Below are 14,996 nucleotides of genomic sequence, written 5' to 3' on the forward strand. Positions count from 1 at the left end.
CACCTTCGCAGGTGGGCCCGCTGGTAGTTTCGCTGCTCCTTCAGCTGGTGAGGTTGTAGACCGTACTGCTGCCGACGGTTTGGGCTGTGTAGTTGGCTTTCACCCAGGCGAGGATCTCACTGGCCGACGAGGTGGAGCCGCCTTGGCCACCGCCGCCCTGACCGCCTGCGACGTAGTACGAGATCTTGCCCTCGGCAACATATTGCTCGAACTGCGCCAGGGTCGGTGCGTTGTCGCCACCGCTCCAGCCGCCGATGCCGATCACGGCCTTGCCACTGGCCAGCTCCAGAGTCGCGGCGGACTGCGAACCGTTGGTCGCGGCAGCCCACGTGGACGTCGTCTTCGATAACAACGCCGTCAGTTCGGAGTTTGCCTGGCCGCCACCACCACCGCCGCCGCCACCGCCATCAGGCGCTCCTTGCTCACCGGTCGTGGACTGGCCGGTTGTGGACTGGCCGGTCGTGGATCGGCCCGGGGGCTGGCCGCCGGGGCCGCCGGTTCTGCCGCTTCCGCTGGGTGCACCCCTTCCGCCGGTGGCACCGCCTGCGCCGTGAGCTCCGCCTCCGCCCATCGCGTTGCTCGAGGGTCCTGAGGTGGGGATGGAGCCGCTGTGCGTCTGCGCAGCGGTCGACACGGCGTACGCGGTACTTCCGAGCCCGAGAGCCAGGACGACCGTGACGATCACGGCGGGCACGAGGCGACCCAACCGCCGTACGCCGAAGGCAAGAACCGCAGCAGCCACGAGGCCGAGTACCAGTACTACGAATCGCAACCAGGGAAGGAAATCTGGTGTACGGCCGAGCAGAACGTAGTCCCAGATCCCTGTGGCTGCCGTCATCGCCGCTAGCACTAGCCGAGGCACTAGGTCGGTACGGCGTTGCCAGCAGATGCGTACGCCGGTCCCGATCAGTCCGGCGATCGCCGGTGCCAGCGCAACCGCGTAGTACGGATGGGTGGTGCCGCTCATGTAGCTGAAGACAAGGGCCGTGACCACTAACCAACCGCCCCACAGCAGCAGCCCTACGCGGGCCAGGTCGGTCCTAGCTGCTCGACGAGTAACCCATAGTCCACCCACCATGGCGATCAATGCCGCAGGCAACAACCAGGAGATTTCCGTACCGAAGGAGTCCCCGAACATCCGGGTCAGACCGGTACTGCCGCCGAAGCCGGTGTTGCCGCCACCACCTCCGCCACCATTTCCGCCGCCGCCGTTGCCCGCGCCACCCAGGATGCGACCCAGGCCGTTGTAGCCCACCGCCAACTCCAGCAGCGAGTTGTTCGTGGATCCGCCGATGAACGGCCGGCTCGATGCGGGCCACAGCTCGACCAGCGCGACGTACCAGCCGGCGGAGACCACCACAGCCAGCAGAGCACCTACCAAGTGCAGCAGCCGCTTCCGCAGAGGTGTGGGCGCTGCGACCAGGTACACCAGCGCGAAGGCCGGCAGCACCAGGAAGGCCTGCATCATCTTTGTCAGGAAGGCGAAACCGATCGCAACACCGGCCAGCGCCAACCACTTCGGCCCAGCCTTCTCGACGGCTCGCACCACGCAGTACGCCGCGGCCACCATCAACAGCACCAACAGTGCATCAGGATTGTTGAACCGGAACATCAGTACGGCGACCGGTGTGACCGCCAGTACGAGGCCCGCCAGCAACCCGGCGACCGCACCAGAGGTGCGCTTGACCGTTGCGTAGAGCAACGCCACCGCCGCAACACCCATCAGGGCTTGCGGAACCAGCACAGAGAAGCTGGAGAAACCGAAGACTCGTGCGAAGGCCGAGCCAACCCACAGCGCGCCCGGCGGTTTGTCCACGGTGATCGCGCCGCCCGAGTCCAGAGCGCCGAACAGCCAGGCTTTCCAACTCTGCGATCCGGCTTGCACGGCGGCCGCGTAGAAGGTGTTGCCGTAGCCCGACGCAGTCAGATTCCACAGATACAGCACGGCCGTCATCACCAGCAACCCGAAGGCGGACGGCCGAACGAAGGCCGGCTGGTCAACCGGCCCGCGGATCAGCCGTCGAAACCGGCTCGGTGGAACGACCTGGGGGTCGGCTGACGTCTGCGGCGGAACGAGTAATGCAGTCATTTGGCGTTCTCCAGGTGATGACGGGTAGGCATACCTGGAACCCTGCCAAGCAGGACTGCAGCCTCGCTGTCAGCTTCCTGGGAACCTCCTGGGAGTCCAGCCGATCGCGAGTTCGACGGTGTTCATGACGTGTAGTTACCAGTGCTGTCGAGTTGTGCGTAGTGCTTGATGCGGGTGTCGTCGGGGTCGGCGCCGGCCAGTACTACGAAGTCGCGGGCAGCCGGGAGACCGCCGTACTGGGGATTGAGACCGTTGCTGAGACTCGTGTGCATCAGGGCGAGGTCGAGATACGGATCGCCGAGGCCGAGGCGGCTGACGTCGAGGATGCCGCTGAAGCGCAGCGTGGCGGGGTCGATGAAGACGTTCGGCGCGCAGTAGTCCCCATGCGTCACGACCGCTCGCGGCCCCGGAAACGGCGACGAGAACGGGCACTCGGTCAACGAGTGCAACCGCTGCAGACCTTCAGCAAGAGCAGCCAGTACTGCGGGGCGCTCGGCGGCGGGCCAATCCTGCGAGGCGTCACGCCCCCGGAGTTCGGTCGTGAGCATCCACCCGTCGCCACGCTCGAGCACCCGAGGCGCCGGAATATCAGTCGTAGCAAGCCAGCCAAGGCGGTCCGCCTCGTCCTCAACCCTGACTCCGGCCTTGTAATAAAGGGTTTCCCCCCGCCGCACCAGCCGCACAACGGTCGCCCCAGAGAACCCAAGCTCAACCGCCTCAGCCTCCGAGGCATCAAACCGCTTCAGCAAGCCAGGCAGATCCATGCAAGGAAGCCTACTTTTCAGTTCCCGAATCAGCCTGGCAATTTCCGCCAGCAGCCCGGAACGCTTGTTCTCCGCGGTCTGAAACAGCGTCAGTATCCGCCCGGGTGTTTCGAGAGCCACTCCTGATGCCGGGCGCGCAGGGCATCGCGGTCCTGTGGAGTTGGCGCGATGACGTCGACGCCCCCGTCGTACGGGGCGAAGAGCCAGGTCAGCTGTGGATCGCTGATCAGCACATTCCCGGTGGCGAAGTCCGCGACCAATCGCAGCACCTTGATCAGACGAGGACTGCGCCGGTCGAGGCGCGAGACGAACAGGTGCGACCAGCTCTCGTTATCGTCGTGCGGGGCGACACTGATCCACGGCGAGGCTTCCGGCACAGCCGCCGCGATCTCTTCACCGCGCTCGATGCGCTGTTCGCTGTCCGACCAGGACGAGGTGATGACGAGCAACTCCTCGCCATCCGTCAACGCCAGCAGTTCATCCAGCACTGTGGTCTGCCGATGGAACAGCTCGCGGTACTCCGCCAAGCCGTCGGCGTACCGTTTCGATTCCGGTAGCGAGTGGAAGCGCACCCACCTGTCGCTTTGACTTCCCCGCAAGGTGTAGCAGACAGGCCGACTGCCGGGGAGGCGGTCGATCCACAGGTTCGTCAGCGCGACGGCCTCTGGGGTCGTCGGCGCAGTTGTTCCCGGAATCTCGGCCATGCAAGCATCTTGCCGCGCCGAGCGAACCGAATGCTAGCCAATAAGAACCGGCCCGGCACCACGGGGTACCAGGCCGGTCAGTGTGCTCAGGTGCTTAGTGCAGGTTGTGGTGCAGGGCTGTGATGAGTTCTCCGGTGGGGGTGTCGCCGTCGAGGGACCAGATCATGGCGCCGCCTAGGTTGCGGGCGGAGATGTACTGGGCCTTGCGCTTCATCTCGATCGGGTCGTCCCAGGTCCAGAAGGTGGTGCCGTCGAAGAGCCAGGCGAAGCCGGCCTTGTTGTCGCGGTAGACCGTGAAGTCGGCGAGCTTTGCCTTGAGGTAGCGGTAGTCCTCGGTGCCGGGGTCGAACGTCGATGGGGCGGCACCGGTTGCCGGCTGGAAGAGACCGTGGTTCTCGTTGGTGACTCCGGTCCAGCCGTGTGAGTAGAACGGCACACCCATCACCAGTTTGCTTCGCGGTGCCCCGCGGGATAGGTACGAGTCGATGGTGACCTGTGAGCTGAACTCGGGTGTGGTCGGATCACCCGCGGGGCCGTCGATCGCGGACTGCTGGTTCGTCAGCGGCTCCCACGGGCCGTGGTAGTCGTAGCCCTGCGTCGTACCGAAAGTGAGATCCTTGAAGATCTGTTTGACGTCGAAACCCTTGTCGATCATCGTCGGGTTCGCCGGCAGGAAGGCGCTCAGGTTGTAGCGGCCGCGGAACGGCCAGGATGCCTTGTCCAGCTGGTTGCGGTACTCGTGCACCAGAGCGGCGAAGTTCTGCTTGTCCTCGGGCCGGATCACGTTGCCCGGGTTGCCTTCACTGGCCGGCCATTCCCAGTCGAGGTCGACGCCGTCGAAGATCCCCTTCGCGGCACCGGCCGGGGCGCCGGGCAGGTTGCCCTTGAGCCACATGTCCAGGCAGGACTTCACGTGCGCGGCCCGCGACGCCGGGGTGAGTGCTGCGTCGGAGAAGTACTTCGAACCGGTCCAGCCGCCGAGCGAGATGCTGATCCGGAGCTTCGGGAATTTCTTCTTCAGCTCCTTCAGCTGGTTCAGGTTGCCGGAGAGCGGCTGACCTGCCTCGTCGGCGACGCCGTTGACGCTCTGCTCGGCAGTGAACGGCCGTTGGTAGTCGGCCCACGGGTCACTGGAGACACAGTTGCCAGAGGCATCGAGGAAGCCGAACGCATAGTTCAGCTGGGTGAGCTTGGCGGCCGTACCGTTCTTGACCAGGTCACTCACCAGGAAGTTGCGGTCGTAGCCGCTCCACTGGGTGTAGTAACCGACAACTCGCTTCTGACTGTGGGCCTCGGCCGGCGCCGCGGACAGGCCAAGAGGCACTGTCACCGCGGCAGCCACCAGCAACGCAAGGCTCCGACGTTTCACCGACATGATTCTCCCCACCGGGCGGTTCGAGGGACATCGAGCCCGCTCACCATAGGCAGGCATCGAATAGTTAAGCAACCTCTCTACCGAAAGCATTTTCTGCCGTTCCCCCTTCGTGAGAGAGCGCTTTCTTACCCCATCCACTGGACGAACTGGCTCTCTGCCCTCGATGAGGCAGGAAGCGGACAGTAAGTCTCCCGGGAGTCGGAAGGTGTCTACTGTCGGGCGAGTGAGGAATCGACGCCGAGCGATCATGCTGGTCGCCGCTTGCGCGGCCGGGCTGTCGACGGGCTGTGGTGGCGGTCCGGCGAACAATGCCACCCGTACGCCGACGCCTACCGCCACGCTCACGCCGCAAGAGGTTCCGCCATCATCGGTCGCCTCGACGGCCACTCCTGCGAAGACCGTGCCCCCGAAGAAGGTGGTGACACCGGCACCGCCGCCGCGCTCCGGACCGCCGACCCAGCCGGTGCGGATCCGCAAGGGGCAGACGTCGCCGGGGGCGCGCTTGCGGTTCGGGCAGAAGGCGATCGTGCCGTTCCGGCACTACGACTCGTTCGAGAAGACCTACAGCGAAGGCGTGCTGGGGATTACGCCGCAGCCGTTCCGGCGGACGCCCGCGACCAACCTGGTCGGGAACTACGACGCCGCCAGCCGGGCCCGGATGAAGGGCCGTACGGCGTACTACTCGCGGATCGTGATCACCAACGAAGGCGGCACCGATCTCAGCGGCGTGGTCGTGCCGTCCTTCCTCGGCCTGACCCGGACCGGCGGAGATCCAGCGCTGCAGCTGCTGGGTGGTGACATCGCCTCCTGTCCGGAGAACCCCGGAGCGCCGGAGTCGTTCGACCACAAAGGCGCGACCTGGGTCACCTGCCATTTCGAGGTGTCGACCTCATCACGCCCCGTTCACGTGCTCGCGTACGACGAACAGCCGTACGGAACCGAGGAGCAGGTCTTCGACGACGACCCACCCCCACGCTTCAACCAGTACTACGACCTAGGCGACATCACCTGGCGCTGAGCCGGCCTTTCTAGACTTCGCCATGTGGTGAGCATCAGACCGGCGACTGCCGACGACGCGGAGAGCGTGCATGCGATCGCGCAGGAGGCCTTTGCGCACTACACCAGCCGAATTGGCCGGCCGGCGGTTCCGATGAGCGTCGACTACGCGGCAGCGATCGGGGCTGGGAAAGTCTGGGTTGCCGGAGAGCGTCGTACGGATGGGTTTGTGTTGTTGGAGAACACCGACGACTCGTTGTTGCTGGACGTCATCGCCGTCGTGCCCGCTGCTCAGGGTTCCGGAGTCGGCTCGGCGCTCCTCGCCTTCGTGGACACGGAGGCCCGCACCCGCGGCTACACCCGCGTCACGCTCTACACCAACGTGAAGATGACCGAAAACCTCGCCTACTACCCACGCCATGGGTACGTCGAGACCGGGCGGGAGTCCGTGCAGGGGTTCGAGCGGGTCTTCTTTGCGAAGGACCTCGGTGGGTCAGACGACGCCGGTGGATTTTACTCGGCCTAGCCAGCGTTCTCGCCAGGCTACTTTGAGGCCTACGGATCTGCGGTCGGGGTCCTGGTTGGTGCGTTTCCACTCGACGTTGGCCTGGGTTGCTCGGCAGAGGACGCTCAGTTTGTCGGGCAGGTCGTCCTCGGAGATCCCGGTCGTCAGGCGGACCGAGACCTTCGCGGAGCAGATCCGGCTGTCCCCGGTCATCCGGGAGCGGCAGTAGTCGAGCTGGGCGTCGGTGACGATCGGCGAATCCAGAAGCTCGGCGATCACGTCGTCGATGACCGTCAGCGAGTTGTGCGAAGCGACCGGGGCATGCCACTGCAGCCACAAGGGATGCGCCTTGTGTTCCGTGTCTGCCTCCCAGGGAACCGGTCCGGTCAGGCACATCTGGTAGTCCGCCGCGCGCGGAACGGTCAGCGAGCTCGGTCGACCGCACGCCGCCGCCAGCCAGTTGACACCCGCGACGGCCGACTGCACCCGTTGATCGTCCGCCAAAGGCTGCGGATCGCTCCCGGGCGGCACAGCGACCACCAGGTTGATGAAGGCCAGCTCCTGCAGGGACGCGACCGTCACCGCCAGACTGCCGACCCCGGCTTCCGCCAACGCCTCCAACACAGACGCCGACGATCCAACGCGAGCCGGTCCGACAAAAGTGACCAGCATCGCCTGACTCGGATCACCGGCAACGGCGTCCAGCTCACAGCGCTTCGAGGCGTACCGGTCGGGTGAGTACGCCACCGCCTGCTTCCATTCGCCGCGGACCCGGCCGAGCCGACGATCACCGAGATGCAACTGAAGCCCGAACTCCCGAGCGATCCTGACCGTTTCGCCGATCAGTGCGAGCCGCCCGTCGCTGTTGTCGCCGTCCACACCGACCGACAGCCGGATCGCCGTACCGCGGGCCAGCTTCGGCGGTTCACCGGCCTCGTTCTCCGGCCAGCTGGCCCAGTTCCGGAACGGCGCCACCGGCGACTGCAGCAGAAGGATCGGCGAGGTCGTCTCCTTCGACGCCGCAGCAGCTGCCAGCCTGGCCAACACCTTCGTCATCAGCAGAGCGTCGATGTGGTCCAGTTGCCACGGCTTCTCTCCCACCGACAGCAGCAACTCGTGATCGCGGGAGGAGTCGTAGAGGAACCGTGGATTGAGCGAAGCCGTTCCCTGGTACGAAAAGCCGCCCGCGCACGGGTGAGCGACGAGCGAACCGAGACCCGCCATCGTGCTGGCGGGCAACTTGGCGAACCCGGTGTGCACCCGGAAGCCGGCCGACGGCAAGTCGAAGACGAGGGTCTCGCGGCAAACACCTGCCCAGTCCAGGTCGGCCGGCATCGCCAGCGGAGTGGTCAGATGTTCGCGAATGCGGTGGATCACCTCGAACGCCACCGCGGGGCCGCCGAAGCTCGCTGCCTGAGCCAGAACGGTCGCCAGTTCAGCTGGTCGCTGACCCGCCCTAGACATGGCCGTCACGTCCCACAGTCGAGAACTCAGTCGTCGTCCTCCACCGATGCCGGCTCGGCGCACGGCGTACGTCGGCGATCAGCCAGCGAGGCACAGCCTCCTTGTTGGGCACCAGAGCCCTGCGCCGGTAGGCCTTGATGCCGCCGTCGACCAGTACGAACATCACGACCAGACAGAGCAGCAGCAGCGCGATCACCAAGGGGAACGCGAGATCACCGGCGTCACGGGTCGCAACGCACAAAGCGAGAGCGGACGAAACCGTGACCGCGGCGTACGCGACATAGCGCGAGAAGAGCCGCAGCCGCCCGAGCACGGTCTGGTGGGACGGGATGTCGAGCCGGGACAGCAACAGGCCCGGCACCAGCAGCAGGATCGTCACCAGCGCATCCGCCGTCGAGATCGGATCCTCACCGGGAGCAGAGCCGGCCGAGTTGCCCTTCGGCCCATCGGCCAACGCGTGAGACAACTCCGAGGGACCGATCTGGAGCAGTGCTGCGAGCGCGACCACCAGAGCGACGACAGCGAACAGCAGACGCCCGACACTCGCCGCCAGCGACGGCGGATCGTCGACGAAGGAGGCATAGACGGTCGCCTTCACCGGCTCCGCCGACTGATGGCTCGGACCGAACGACCTTCGGCTCCAGTGCGTATGCCCTGCATTCTCACGAGGATCGTTGTCGACGTGGATGTCCAGGTGCAGCTCTGCCTGGTCGATCTGCGTCGCCCAGCTCACCAGCAGCTCCGGCGACAACTTCGCCGTCAGATCGCGTAGATCGTCGGTAGTCTCCGACATCTCCGAGAGCTGCCACAGCAGCTCCACTGTCCGCCCTGGCGTCCCCAGCTCCTTGCAGAGCGTCGCTGCATCCGTCGGCAACGGCGGCGGACTAGGAAACTTGGGCAGCCGATGGGTGAACGTGCGATAGCAGGCGCGGATGTACCCGTGGTACGCCGCCAGGTCGCTGTGCCGTCGCCGTCCAAGCTCAGCAGCCCGAGAGACGATCGCCTGCAGCTCCAACTCCAGTACGTCGGGCGCTTCGCCCCTGAGCGCCTCGTACTGCCGAGCCAATGCGTGCATGTCCCCGACCAGCAGCCGTACTGCGTGCGCATCGTTGTCGCTGGTCATCAGCAGCCGCCGGACTCGCAGCTCCTCCGGCACCTCGACAGTCGCGTGGTAGGAGTTCACGGCCCGCGGAATGACGGTCTCGTAGGTCACGCTGAACTCGTGCTCCAGTGAGGCCCAGGAAGGCGGCCGCCACCGGCGAGCGGCGTACCGGGAGCCCTGGGTGTCGCTCTCCAACGCGGGGAGCACAGGAGCGTCGTACCGCAGTACGGCGTGATCTTGCGACGCATCCACTTCGACCACGAGCAGGTGCTCGGACGAGACCATCTCCAGGAGACTCAGGAACGGGTTGTCGGGTGTCGCGAACAGGATGTCGACGGCCTCGTGGGCGGTCTGCCGGATCTGCACCGAACGGCTCACGCCCGGGTCCGGCACTGCCTGGTGATGAGTGGTGGTGTGCGGGCCGTTCTCGATCAGGTTCGCCAGCGCGGCCTCGATCAGCCAGCTCGATCGGTAGAGGGTGTGCCGCAGGCGCTGCAGTTCGTGCCCCGGCCGGTGCGCGTCCGGGTTCGAGTCCAGCCAGATCATGAAGGCGCGCCGCAGCCCCTGGCCGAGCGCCCGGACCGTCGCGCGGTGGGTGATCGTGGTCAGCACGGCGCCACCCGCGTCGCGCACCTGGATCGGTGCCATGTCGGTCCGCGCGGTCCGGCCGAGCGGAAGCCAGATCGACTTCGGCTTCTCGTCGGTGTCGTGCGGCGAAGCCCGGAGCGCCTTGCGCTGGGCGTCCGTCAACCGCGCGAGGTTGATGTCGACCGCCACCGAGCGGGTCATGTGCGTCGAGTCGACGAGATGCAGCGACTCCGACATCCGGTCGACGTGGTCGAGCCGCAACGCGAGCGCGAGCAGGTTCAGGCCGAGCGCCTCGCGGTACGGATCCGAGGCCGGCGGCGAACTCGGCACCGGCGTACGCCAGATCGCCTCGTGCAACAAAGTCCGCTGCTGCCCGTTCCGCCCCGGATCGCCCACGAACATCTCCCCCAGTACGCCGACTCCTACCCTCCGTCAGGGTAGGAGCCGGGTGACACTAGTGGAAGAAGTGGCGGGTGTTGGTGAAGTACATGGTGATGCCGGCCTTGGTGGCGGCTTCGATGGCGGCGTCGTCGCGGATCGAGCCGCCGGGCTGGACGACTGCCTTGACGCCGGCCTCGATCAGCACCTCGAGGCCGTCCGGGAACGGGAAGAACGCGTCCGAGGCGGCGACCGAACCGGGGGCGCGGTCACCGGCGCGGGAGACCGCCAGCCGGCAGGAGTCGACGCGGTTGACCTGACCCATGCCAACGCCGATCGAGGCGCCGTCCGCGGCCAGCAGGATCGCGTTGGACTTGACCGCCCGGCAGGCCTTCCAGGCGAAAGCCAAGTCAGCGAGAACCTCAGGAGACGCGGCTGAGCCGGCGGCGAGCGTCCACGCGGCAGGGTCGTCACCAGGCGCCTGGAAGACGTCCTTCTGCTGCATCAGCAGGCCGCCGCTGATCGCGCGGATCTCGACCGGCTGAGCCGATGAGTCCGGTCCGCAGACCAGCAGCCGGATGTTCTTCTTCCCCTGCAGCACCTCGACCGCGCCGTCCTCGTACGCCGGCGCGACCAGCACCTCGGTGAAGATCTCCGCGACCTGCTTGGCGAGCTCGACCGAGACCGGCCGGTTGGTGGCGATCACGCCGCCGTACGCCGAGACCGGGTCGCACTCGTGTGCGCGCCGGTGCGCCTCGGCGATGTCCTTGCCGACCGCGATGCCACACGGGTTCGCGTGCTTGATGATCGCGACAGCGGGCTCACTGAAGTCGTACGCCGTACGCCGGGCCGCGTCCGCGTCGACGTAGTTGTTGTACGACATCTCCTTGCCATGCAGCTGCTCGGCCGACGCCAGCCCGGCGCCACCGTTGCTGTAGAGGGCAGCCGGCTGATGCGGGTTCTCGCCGTACCGCAGGACAGCCTTCTTCTCCCATGAAGCGCCGACCCACGCGGGGAAGCCTGAGCCCTCGGAAGTGTCGGTGAGCACATTGCCCATCCAGGACGCCACCGCCACGTCGTACTCCGCCGTGTGCACAAAGGCCGCAGCAGCAAGACGCGCACGCTCTTCCAGGGAGAAGCCGCCCTCGCCCAGCACCTTGTAGATCGCCTCGTACTGCGAAGGCGACGTCACCACGGCGACATTCGCGTGGTTCTTGGCAGCACCACGAACCATCGACGGCCCACCGATGTCGATCTGCTCGACACACTCGTCGACCGACGCGCCCGAGGCGACCGTCTCGCTGAACGGGTAGAGGTTGCTCACCAGCAGGTCGAACGGCTCGACCCGCATCTCGGCGAGCTGCTCGACGTGGTCCGGCTTGCGGACGTCGGCGAGCAGACCGGCGTGCACCTTCGGGTGCAGCGTCTTCACCCGCCCGTCCAGGCACTCCGGGAACCCGGTCAGGTCCTCGACCTTGGTCACCGGTACGCCGGCCGCCGCGATCCGGGCGGCGGTGGAGCCGGTGGACACCAGCTGGACCCCGGCGCCGGCCAGCGCCTTCGCGAGCTCCTCCAGACCGGTCTTGTCGTAGACGCTGATCAGCGCGCGGCGGATCGGCCTGCGGTCGGTGCTCACTTCAGTCGAACCTTTCGTCCGGTGATGGTCCAGCCGTTGCGGACCAGCTTGCCGACCCACTCCACCAGCTGGCGGCGTTCGACGTCCTTGATCCGTTCGGTCAGGGTTTCTTCGGTGTCGTCGTCCTCGACGGGAACGACCACCTGGCTGATGATCGGCCCGGTGTCGACGCCGCCGTCGACGAAGAACAGCGTCGCCCCGGCCACCTTGACGCCGTACTCGAGCGCGTCGCGGGGGCCGTGGATGCCGGGGAACGCCGGCAGCAGCGCATTGTGCGTGTTGATGTAACGGTCGCCGAAGGCAGCGAGGAAGTCGTCGCCGACCAGCTTCAGGAATCCGGCCGAGACGACCAGATCAGGCTTGTACTCCGCGACGGAAGCCGTCAGCGCCCGATCCCACGAAGCCCGCTCGGCGTGGTCCTTCACCTTGTGCACGAAGCTGGGCACTCCGGCGGCGGCCGCCCGGTCGAGCCCGGCGATCCCCTCGCGATCCGCGCCGACGGCGACCACCTGAGCGCCGTACGCCGGGTCTTCGCACGCATCCAGCAGGGCCTGCAGGTTCGAACCCGAACCCGAGATCAGCACGACCAGGCGCGCGGGGGGAGTCGGGTCTGTCACCCGGCAAACCCTATCGCTCGACGTCGCCCAGCCCCGGATCGGCCTCCGCAACCACCGGCCGGCGCGCGGCCACCACACCGGCCGTGATCGCCGCGGCGAGCGCCATCCCGGCCGTCAGCACCCCGGCCGCGGGAACCGCGCCGGGGATCCCGACCTCGGCCATCCGCCCAGGACCGGCCGAGCCACCCGCCAGCACCATCAGGATCATCAGCGTGAGCCCGGCGAGCAGAGCGGCGATCGCACCCCGCAGCGCGAACGCGTCCCAGCCCAGCGCCTCCGACTCCACCGTCTTCAGGCCGCGCCGAGTGATCACGAGCCCGGCGACCACACCGGCAGCCAGCGGCACCAGAGCCGTCAGCACCAGGAGGTAGGTCGAGGTAGCGCCGTCAGTCGGAACGGCGGCCAGCAGCGGCAGGGCCGGCAGGTTCCCCACGTCCACCCCGGTCGGCGCGATCGACGTCCCCACGCCGAGCTGGAAGCCGGGGCCGGCGAGGAACGCCACGACGTACAGGAGCACGTTCGGCAGGAGCATCAGGCAGATCGCGAACAACACGACCGAGCCGACCGGCCCTGCGTCCAGGAGCTCCAGCATCGAGGTGACCCGGGAGAAATGGATCGCCAGGATCACGGCGTACAGGAGTGCAGCGATGGCGACGACGGACAGCACTGCGGCGGCAGCAGCCGGTACTGCGTCACGCAGGCCGGTCGGGGTCGCATCGGCGATGTCCGCGGCGGCACCGGACTCCACCAGTACCCCTGCTGTTCCGGCGATGATCGCCAGTGTCGCGGCGCCGAGGAAAGCCGACCACGGCGAAATCTTGACCGAGTTGTCCGAGGTGAGCAATGCGATGAACAGCGCGGCGAGACCGTAGGTGACCGCGAGCACGCCGGAGGCCAAGGCCAGCTCTCCGGTCTTGTCGGCGCCACTGACGCGAGCAGTGAACCGCCCGGCGCGGTACAGGCACCAGGCGAGGAACAGGGTCAGCCCGAGCGGCGCGATCGTGACCGAGCCGCCACCGAACGTGGCACCCGCCTTGTGCGCGACCAGCCACACCGCGGCACCGGCCTTGACCGCTCCGGACGCGCCGCCGAAGGACGCGGCGAGCCAGCCGACCACCGCGACGGCCGCGCAGGCCAGCAGTCCGGTCAGCAGGCAGGCCCCGGCACCGATCACGGCGGCCAGCAGCACCGGCTTCGTCGGTGCTGCTGCCGGGTCGGGCGCAGGGGGCGGTCCGCCGTCACGGCTGCCTGGGCGGCTCAGCATGTCGGTCATCTGAGCTCCATCGTCGCCCGCGGAGAGGGGACCGCTCGTGCGGACACGCCGAGGTATGGAAGACTTCGGCAGGCTGGCTCTCCGGGTGTATGCCGGGCCACCGGGTACCGTCGGTCGGAATCAGTCAGGAGGTCGAGAGCGAGTTGTCGGGTTCCCACCGCGCACCACGCGGCGGCAGTCGTGCCGCGGCTCGGCAGGCACGCCGGGCGCAGGCCCGCCGCCGTAACCAGCTGATCGGCGCCGGCGCGGCCGTCCTGATCCTGGTCGGCGGCGGTGGCATCGCGGCCGTGAACGCGTTCGGCGGCGGCGACTCCGGGGCTGCGAAATCGGCGGCCGGGGACGACAAGCCGAGCGAGGACCTGCTCTCCGATCCCAAGGGCCTGATCGACGCCCCGACCGCGAAGTCGCTGACCCCCGCCGGGAGCTGGGCGGTCAGCGCCACCGCCGACGGCAGCAGCGCGCCGGACAAGTCGTTCGTCTGCCAGCCGCAGCGGTTCGCCGATCCGGCCGGCCTGCGCACCTGGGTGCGTAACTTCAAGAACACGACCACCAAGGAGAACGCGGTCCAGTACGTCGAGGTCTCGAACGACTCGGCCGCCGCGGACAAGACTTACAACACGATCACCGGCTGGCTCAGCACGTGTTCGACCCCGCAGGTGCGGCTGGTCGCCAGCTACACCACCGCCGGCCTCGGCAAGCGCGGCGTGGTCGCCGTCTTCGGCCAGCCCACCGGCGAGAAGACCAGCAACTTCCGGACCATCTCGGTCTCCACGGCCGGCCAGGCCACCATGGTGCTCGAGTACGACAGCACCGGGACGGCGGTCCCCAAGCCCGACGCCGTGATGAACACGGCGGCCGCCGGGCTGAAGCGGATCTGCGAGCAGCCGGGCGCGAACTGCAGCACCGGTACGCCGAGCGCCTCCCCGGCGTTGCTGCCGAGCAACGAGGCCCCCGGCTTCATGGCCCCGATCGATCTCCCGGTGCTGATCTCGGTGAACAAGCCCTGGGTGAGCGCGACGACCACCACCCGCAACGGCACCGGCTGCGAGAAGATCGACCTGAAGAAGGCGAAGGCGGTCAGCTACAAGTCGCTCACCTACGTGACGCCCGACGCCCAGGTGCCGCCCGAGTTCGGTCTCGACGAGACCCTGTCGCGCTATGCCAGCGCGACCGCGGCGGGTGCGTTCGTCACCGGCATCCGCAAGAACGTGGACAGCTGCAACAAATCCGGCCTGGACGCGGTGACGGTGAAGACGACCGGCACGCTGTCGTCCGGCTCGCTCAAGGGCGAGGCCTGGAAGGCGGCGTACGACACCGGCGGCGGCAAGGTCTTCACCTACCGGATCGGCATCGCCCAGAACGGGTCGAGCGCGGTCTATCTGACCTACCCGGTCCTGAAGGGCCTCGACATCGGCGACAAGGCGTTCACCGAGGTCCTCACCCGCGCCGCCGAACGCGCCGCGGAGTACAACTGAAAAACGGCCCCGGGGAATGATCCCCAGGGC

The 14,996-nt window shown here is 67.4% G+C and carries 12 protein-coding genes; 3 read left to right on the top strand and 9 right to left on the bottom strand.

Annotated features, from left to right (window positions below):
* Nucleotides 1-40: 40 nt before the first annotated feature.
* The 4 genes from ABZ004_RS28205 to ABZ004_RS28220 all read right to left on the bottom strand — a co-directional run bounded on the left by ABZ004_RS28205 (nucleotide 41) and on the right by ABZ004_RS28220 (nucleotide 4,932).
* Nucleotides 41-2,089 carry a glycosyltransferase family 39 protein gene (locus tag ABZ004_RS28205; protein WP_355684089.1) on the bottom strand — a complete coding sequence of 683 codons (2,049 nt, stop codon included), beginning with the start codon at nucleotides 2,087-2,089 and terminating at the stop codon, nucleotides 41-43.
* A 122-nt stretch (nucleotides 2,090-2,211) separates the two neighbouring features.
* Nucleotides 2,212-2,853, bottom strand: a complete 642-nt coding sequence (locus ABZ004_RS28210) for a phosphotransferase (protein ID WP_355684090.1) — start codon at nucleotides 2,851-2,853, stop codon at nucleotides 2,212-2,214.
* Between the two features lie 89 nt (nucleotides 2,854-2,942).
* Nucleotides 2,943-3,557, bottom strand: a complete 615-nt coding sequence (locus ABZ004_RS28215; protein WP_355684091.1) for a hypothetical protein — start codon at nucleotides 3,555-3,557, stop codon at nucleotides 2,943-2,945.
* Between the two features lie 94 nt (nucleotides 3,558-3,651).
* The gene (locus tag ABZ004_RS28220) at nucleotides 3,652-4,932 is read right to left on the bottom strand and encodes a glycoside hydrolase family 18 protein (RefSeq protein WP_355684092.1); all 1,281 of its coding nucleotides are present in this window, start codon (nucleotides 4,930-4,932) and stop codon (nucleotides 3,652-3,654) included.
* A 223-nt stretch (nucleotides 4,933-5,155) separates the two neighbouring features.
* Between ABZ004_RS28220 and ABZ004_RS28225 the strand changes: the two genes are divergently transcribed.
* Entirely contained in the window at nucleotides 5,156-5,950 is a 795-nt protein-coding gene (locus tag ABZ004_RS28225; RefSeq protein WP_355684093.1) for a hypothetical protein, read from the top strand.
* Nucleotides 5,951-5,974: 24 nt separating this feature from the next.
* A complete protein-coding gene (locus tag ABZ004_RS28230; RefSeq protein ID WP_355684094.1) occupies nucleotides 5,975-6,454 on the top strand; it encodes a GNAT family N-acetyltransferase in 480 nt (159 codons plus the stop codon).
* On the opposite strand, the gene ABZ004_RS28235 is transcribed toward ABZ004_RS28230, so the two are convergent.
* From ABZ004_RS28235 to ABZ004_RS28255, 5 genes are read right to left on the bottom strand one after another with little or no spacing between them, the layout of a single operon-like run.
* A complete protein-coding gene (locus tag ABZ004_RS28235; protein ID WP_355684095.1) occupies nucleotides 6,422-7,897 on the bottom strand; it encodes a hypothetical protein in 1,476 nt (491 codons plus the stop codon). The genes ABZ004_RS28230 and ABZ004_RS28235 overlap by 33 nt on opposite strands.
* Nucleotides 7,890-9,983, bottom strand: a complete 2,094-nt coding sequence (locus tag ABZ004_RS28240; RefSeq protein WP_355684096.1) for a hypothetical protein — start codon at nucleotides 9,981-9,983, stop codon at nucleotides 7,890-7,892. Before ABZ004_RS28240 ends, ABZ004_RS28235 begins: the two co-directional genes overlap by 8 nt.
* Before the next feature lie 58 nt (nucleotides 9,984-10,041).
* Nucleotides 10,042-11,601, bottom strand: coding sequence for a bifunctional phosphoribosylaminoimidazolecarboxamide formyltransferase/IMP cyclohydrolase (purH, locus tag ABZ004_RS28245; RefSeq protein WP_355684097.1), 1,560 nt, complete (start codon nucleotides 11,599-11,601; stop codon nucleotides 10,042-10,044).
* On the bottom strand, nucleotides 11,598-12,218 hold the full coding sequence (gene purN, locus ABZ004_RS28250) for a phosphoribosylglycinamide formyltransferase (RefSeq protein ID WP_355684098.1): 621 nt from the start codon (nucleotides 12,216-12,218) through the stop codon (nucleotides 11,598-11,600). The genes purH and purN overlap by 4 nt, the downstream gene beginning before the upstream one ends.
* A 10-nt stretch (nucleotides 12,219-12,228) precedes the next feature.
* Nucleotides 12,229-13,491, bottom strand: a complete 1,263-nt coding sequence (locus ABZ004_RS28255) for a DUF6350 family protein (protein WP_355684099.1) — start codon at nucleotides 13,489-13,491, stop codon at nucleotides 12,229-12,231.
* Between the two features lie 89 nt (nucleotides 13,492-13,580).
* Here ABZ004_RS28255 and ABZ004_RS28260 point away from each other — a divergent pair, with 89 nt between their 5' ends.
* Entirely contained in the window at nucleotides 13,581-14,966 is a 1,386-nt protein-coding gene (locus ABZ004_RS28260) for a hypothetical protein (protein ID WP_355684100.1), read from the top strand.
* Nucleotides 14,967-14,996 lie beyond the last annotated feature (30 nt).

The sequence above is a fragment of the Kribbella sp. NPDC006257 genome (assembly GCF_040613535.1).
GTDB lineage: Bacteria > Actinomycetota > Actinomycetes > Propionibacteriales > Kribbellaceae > Kribbella.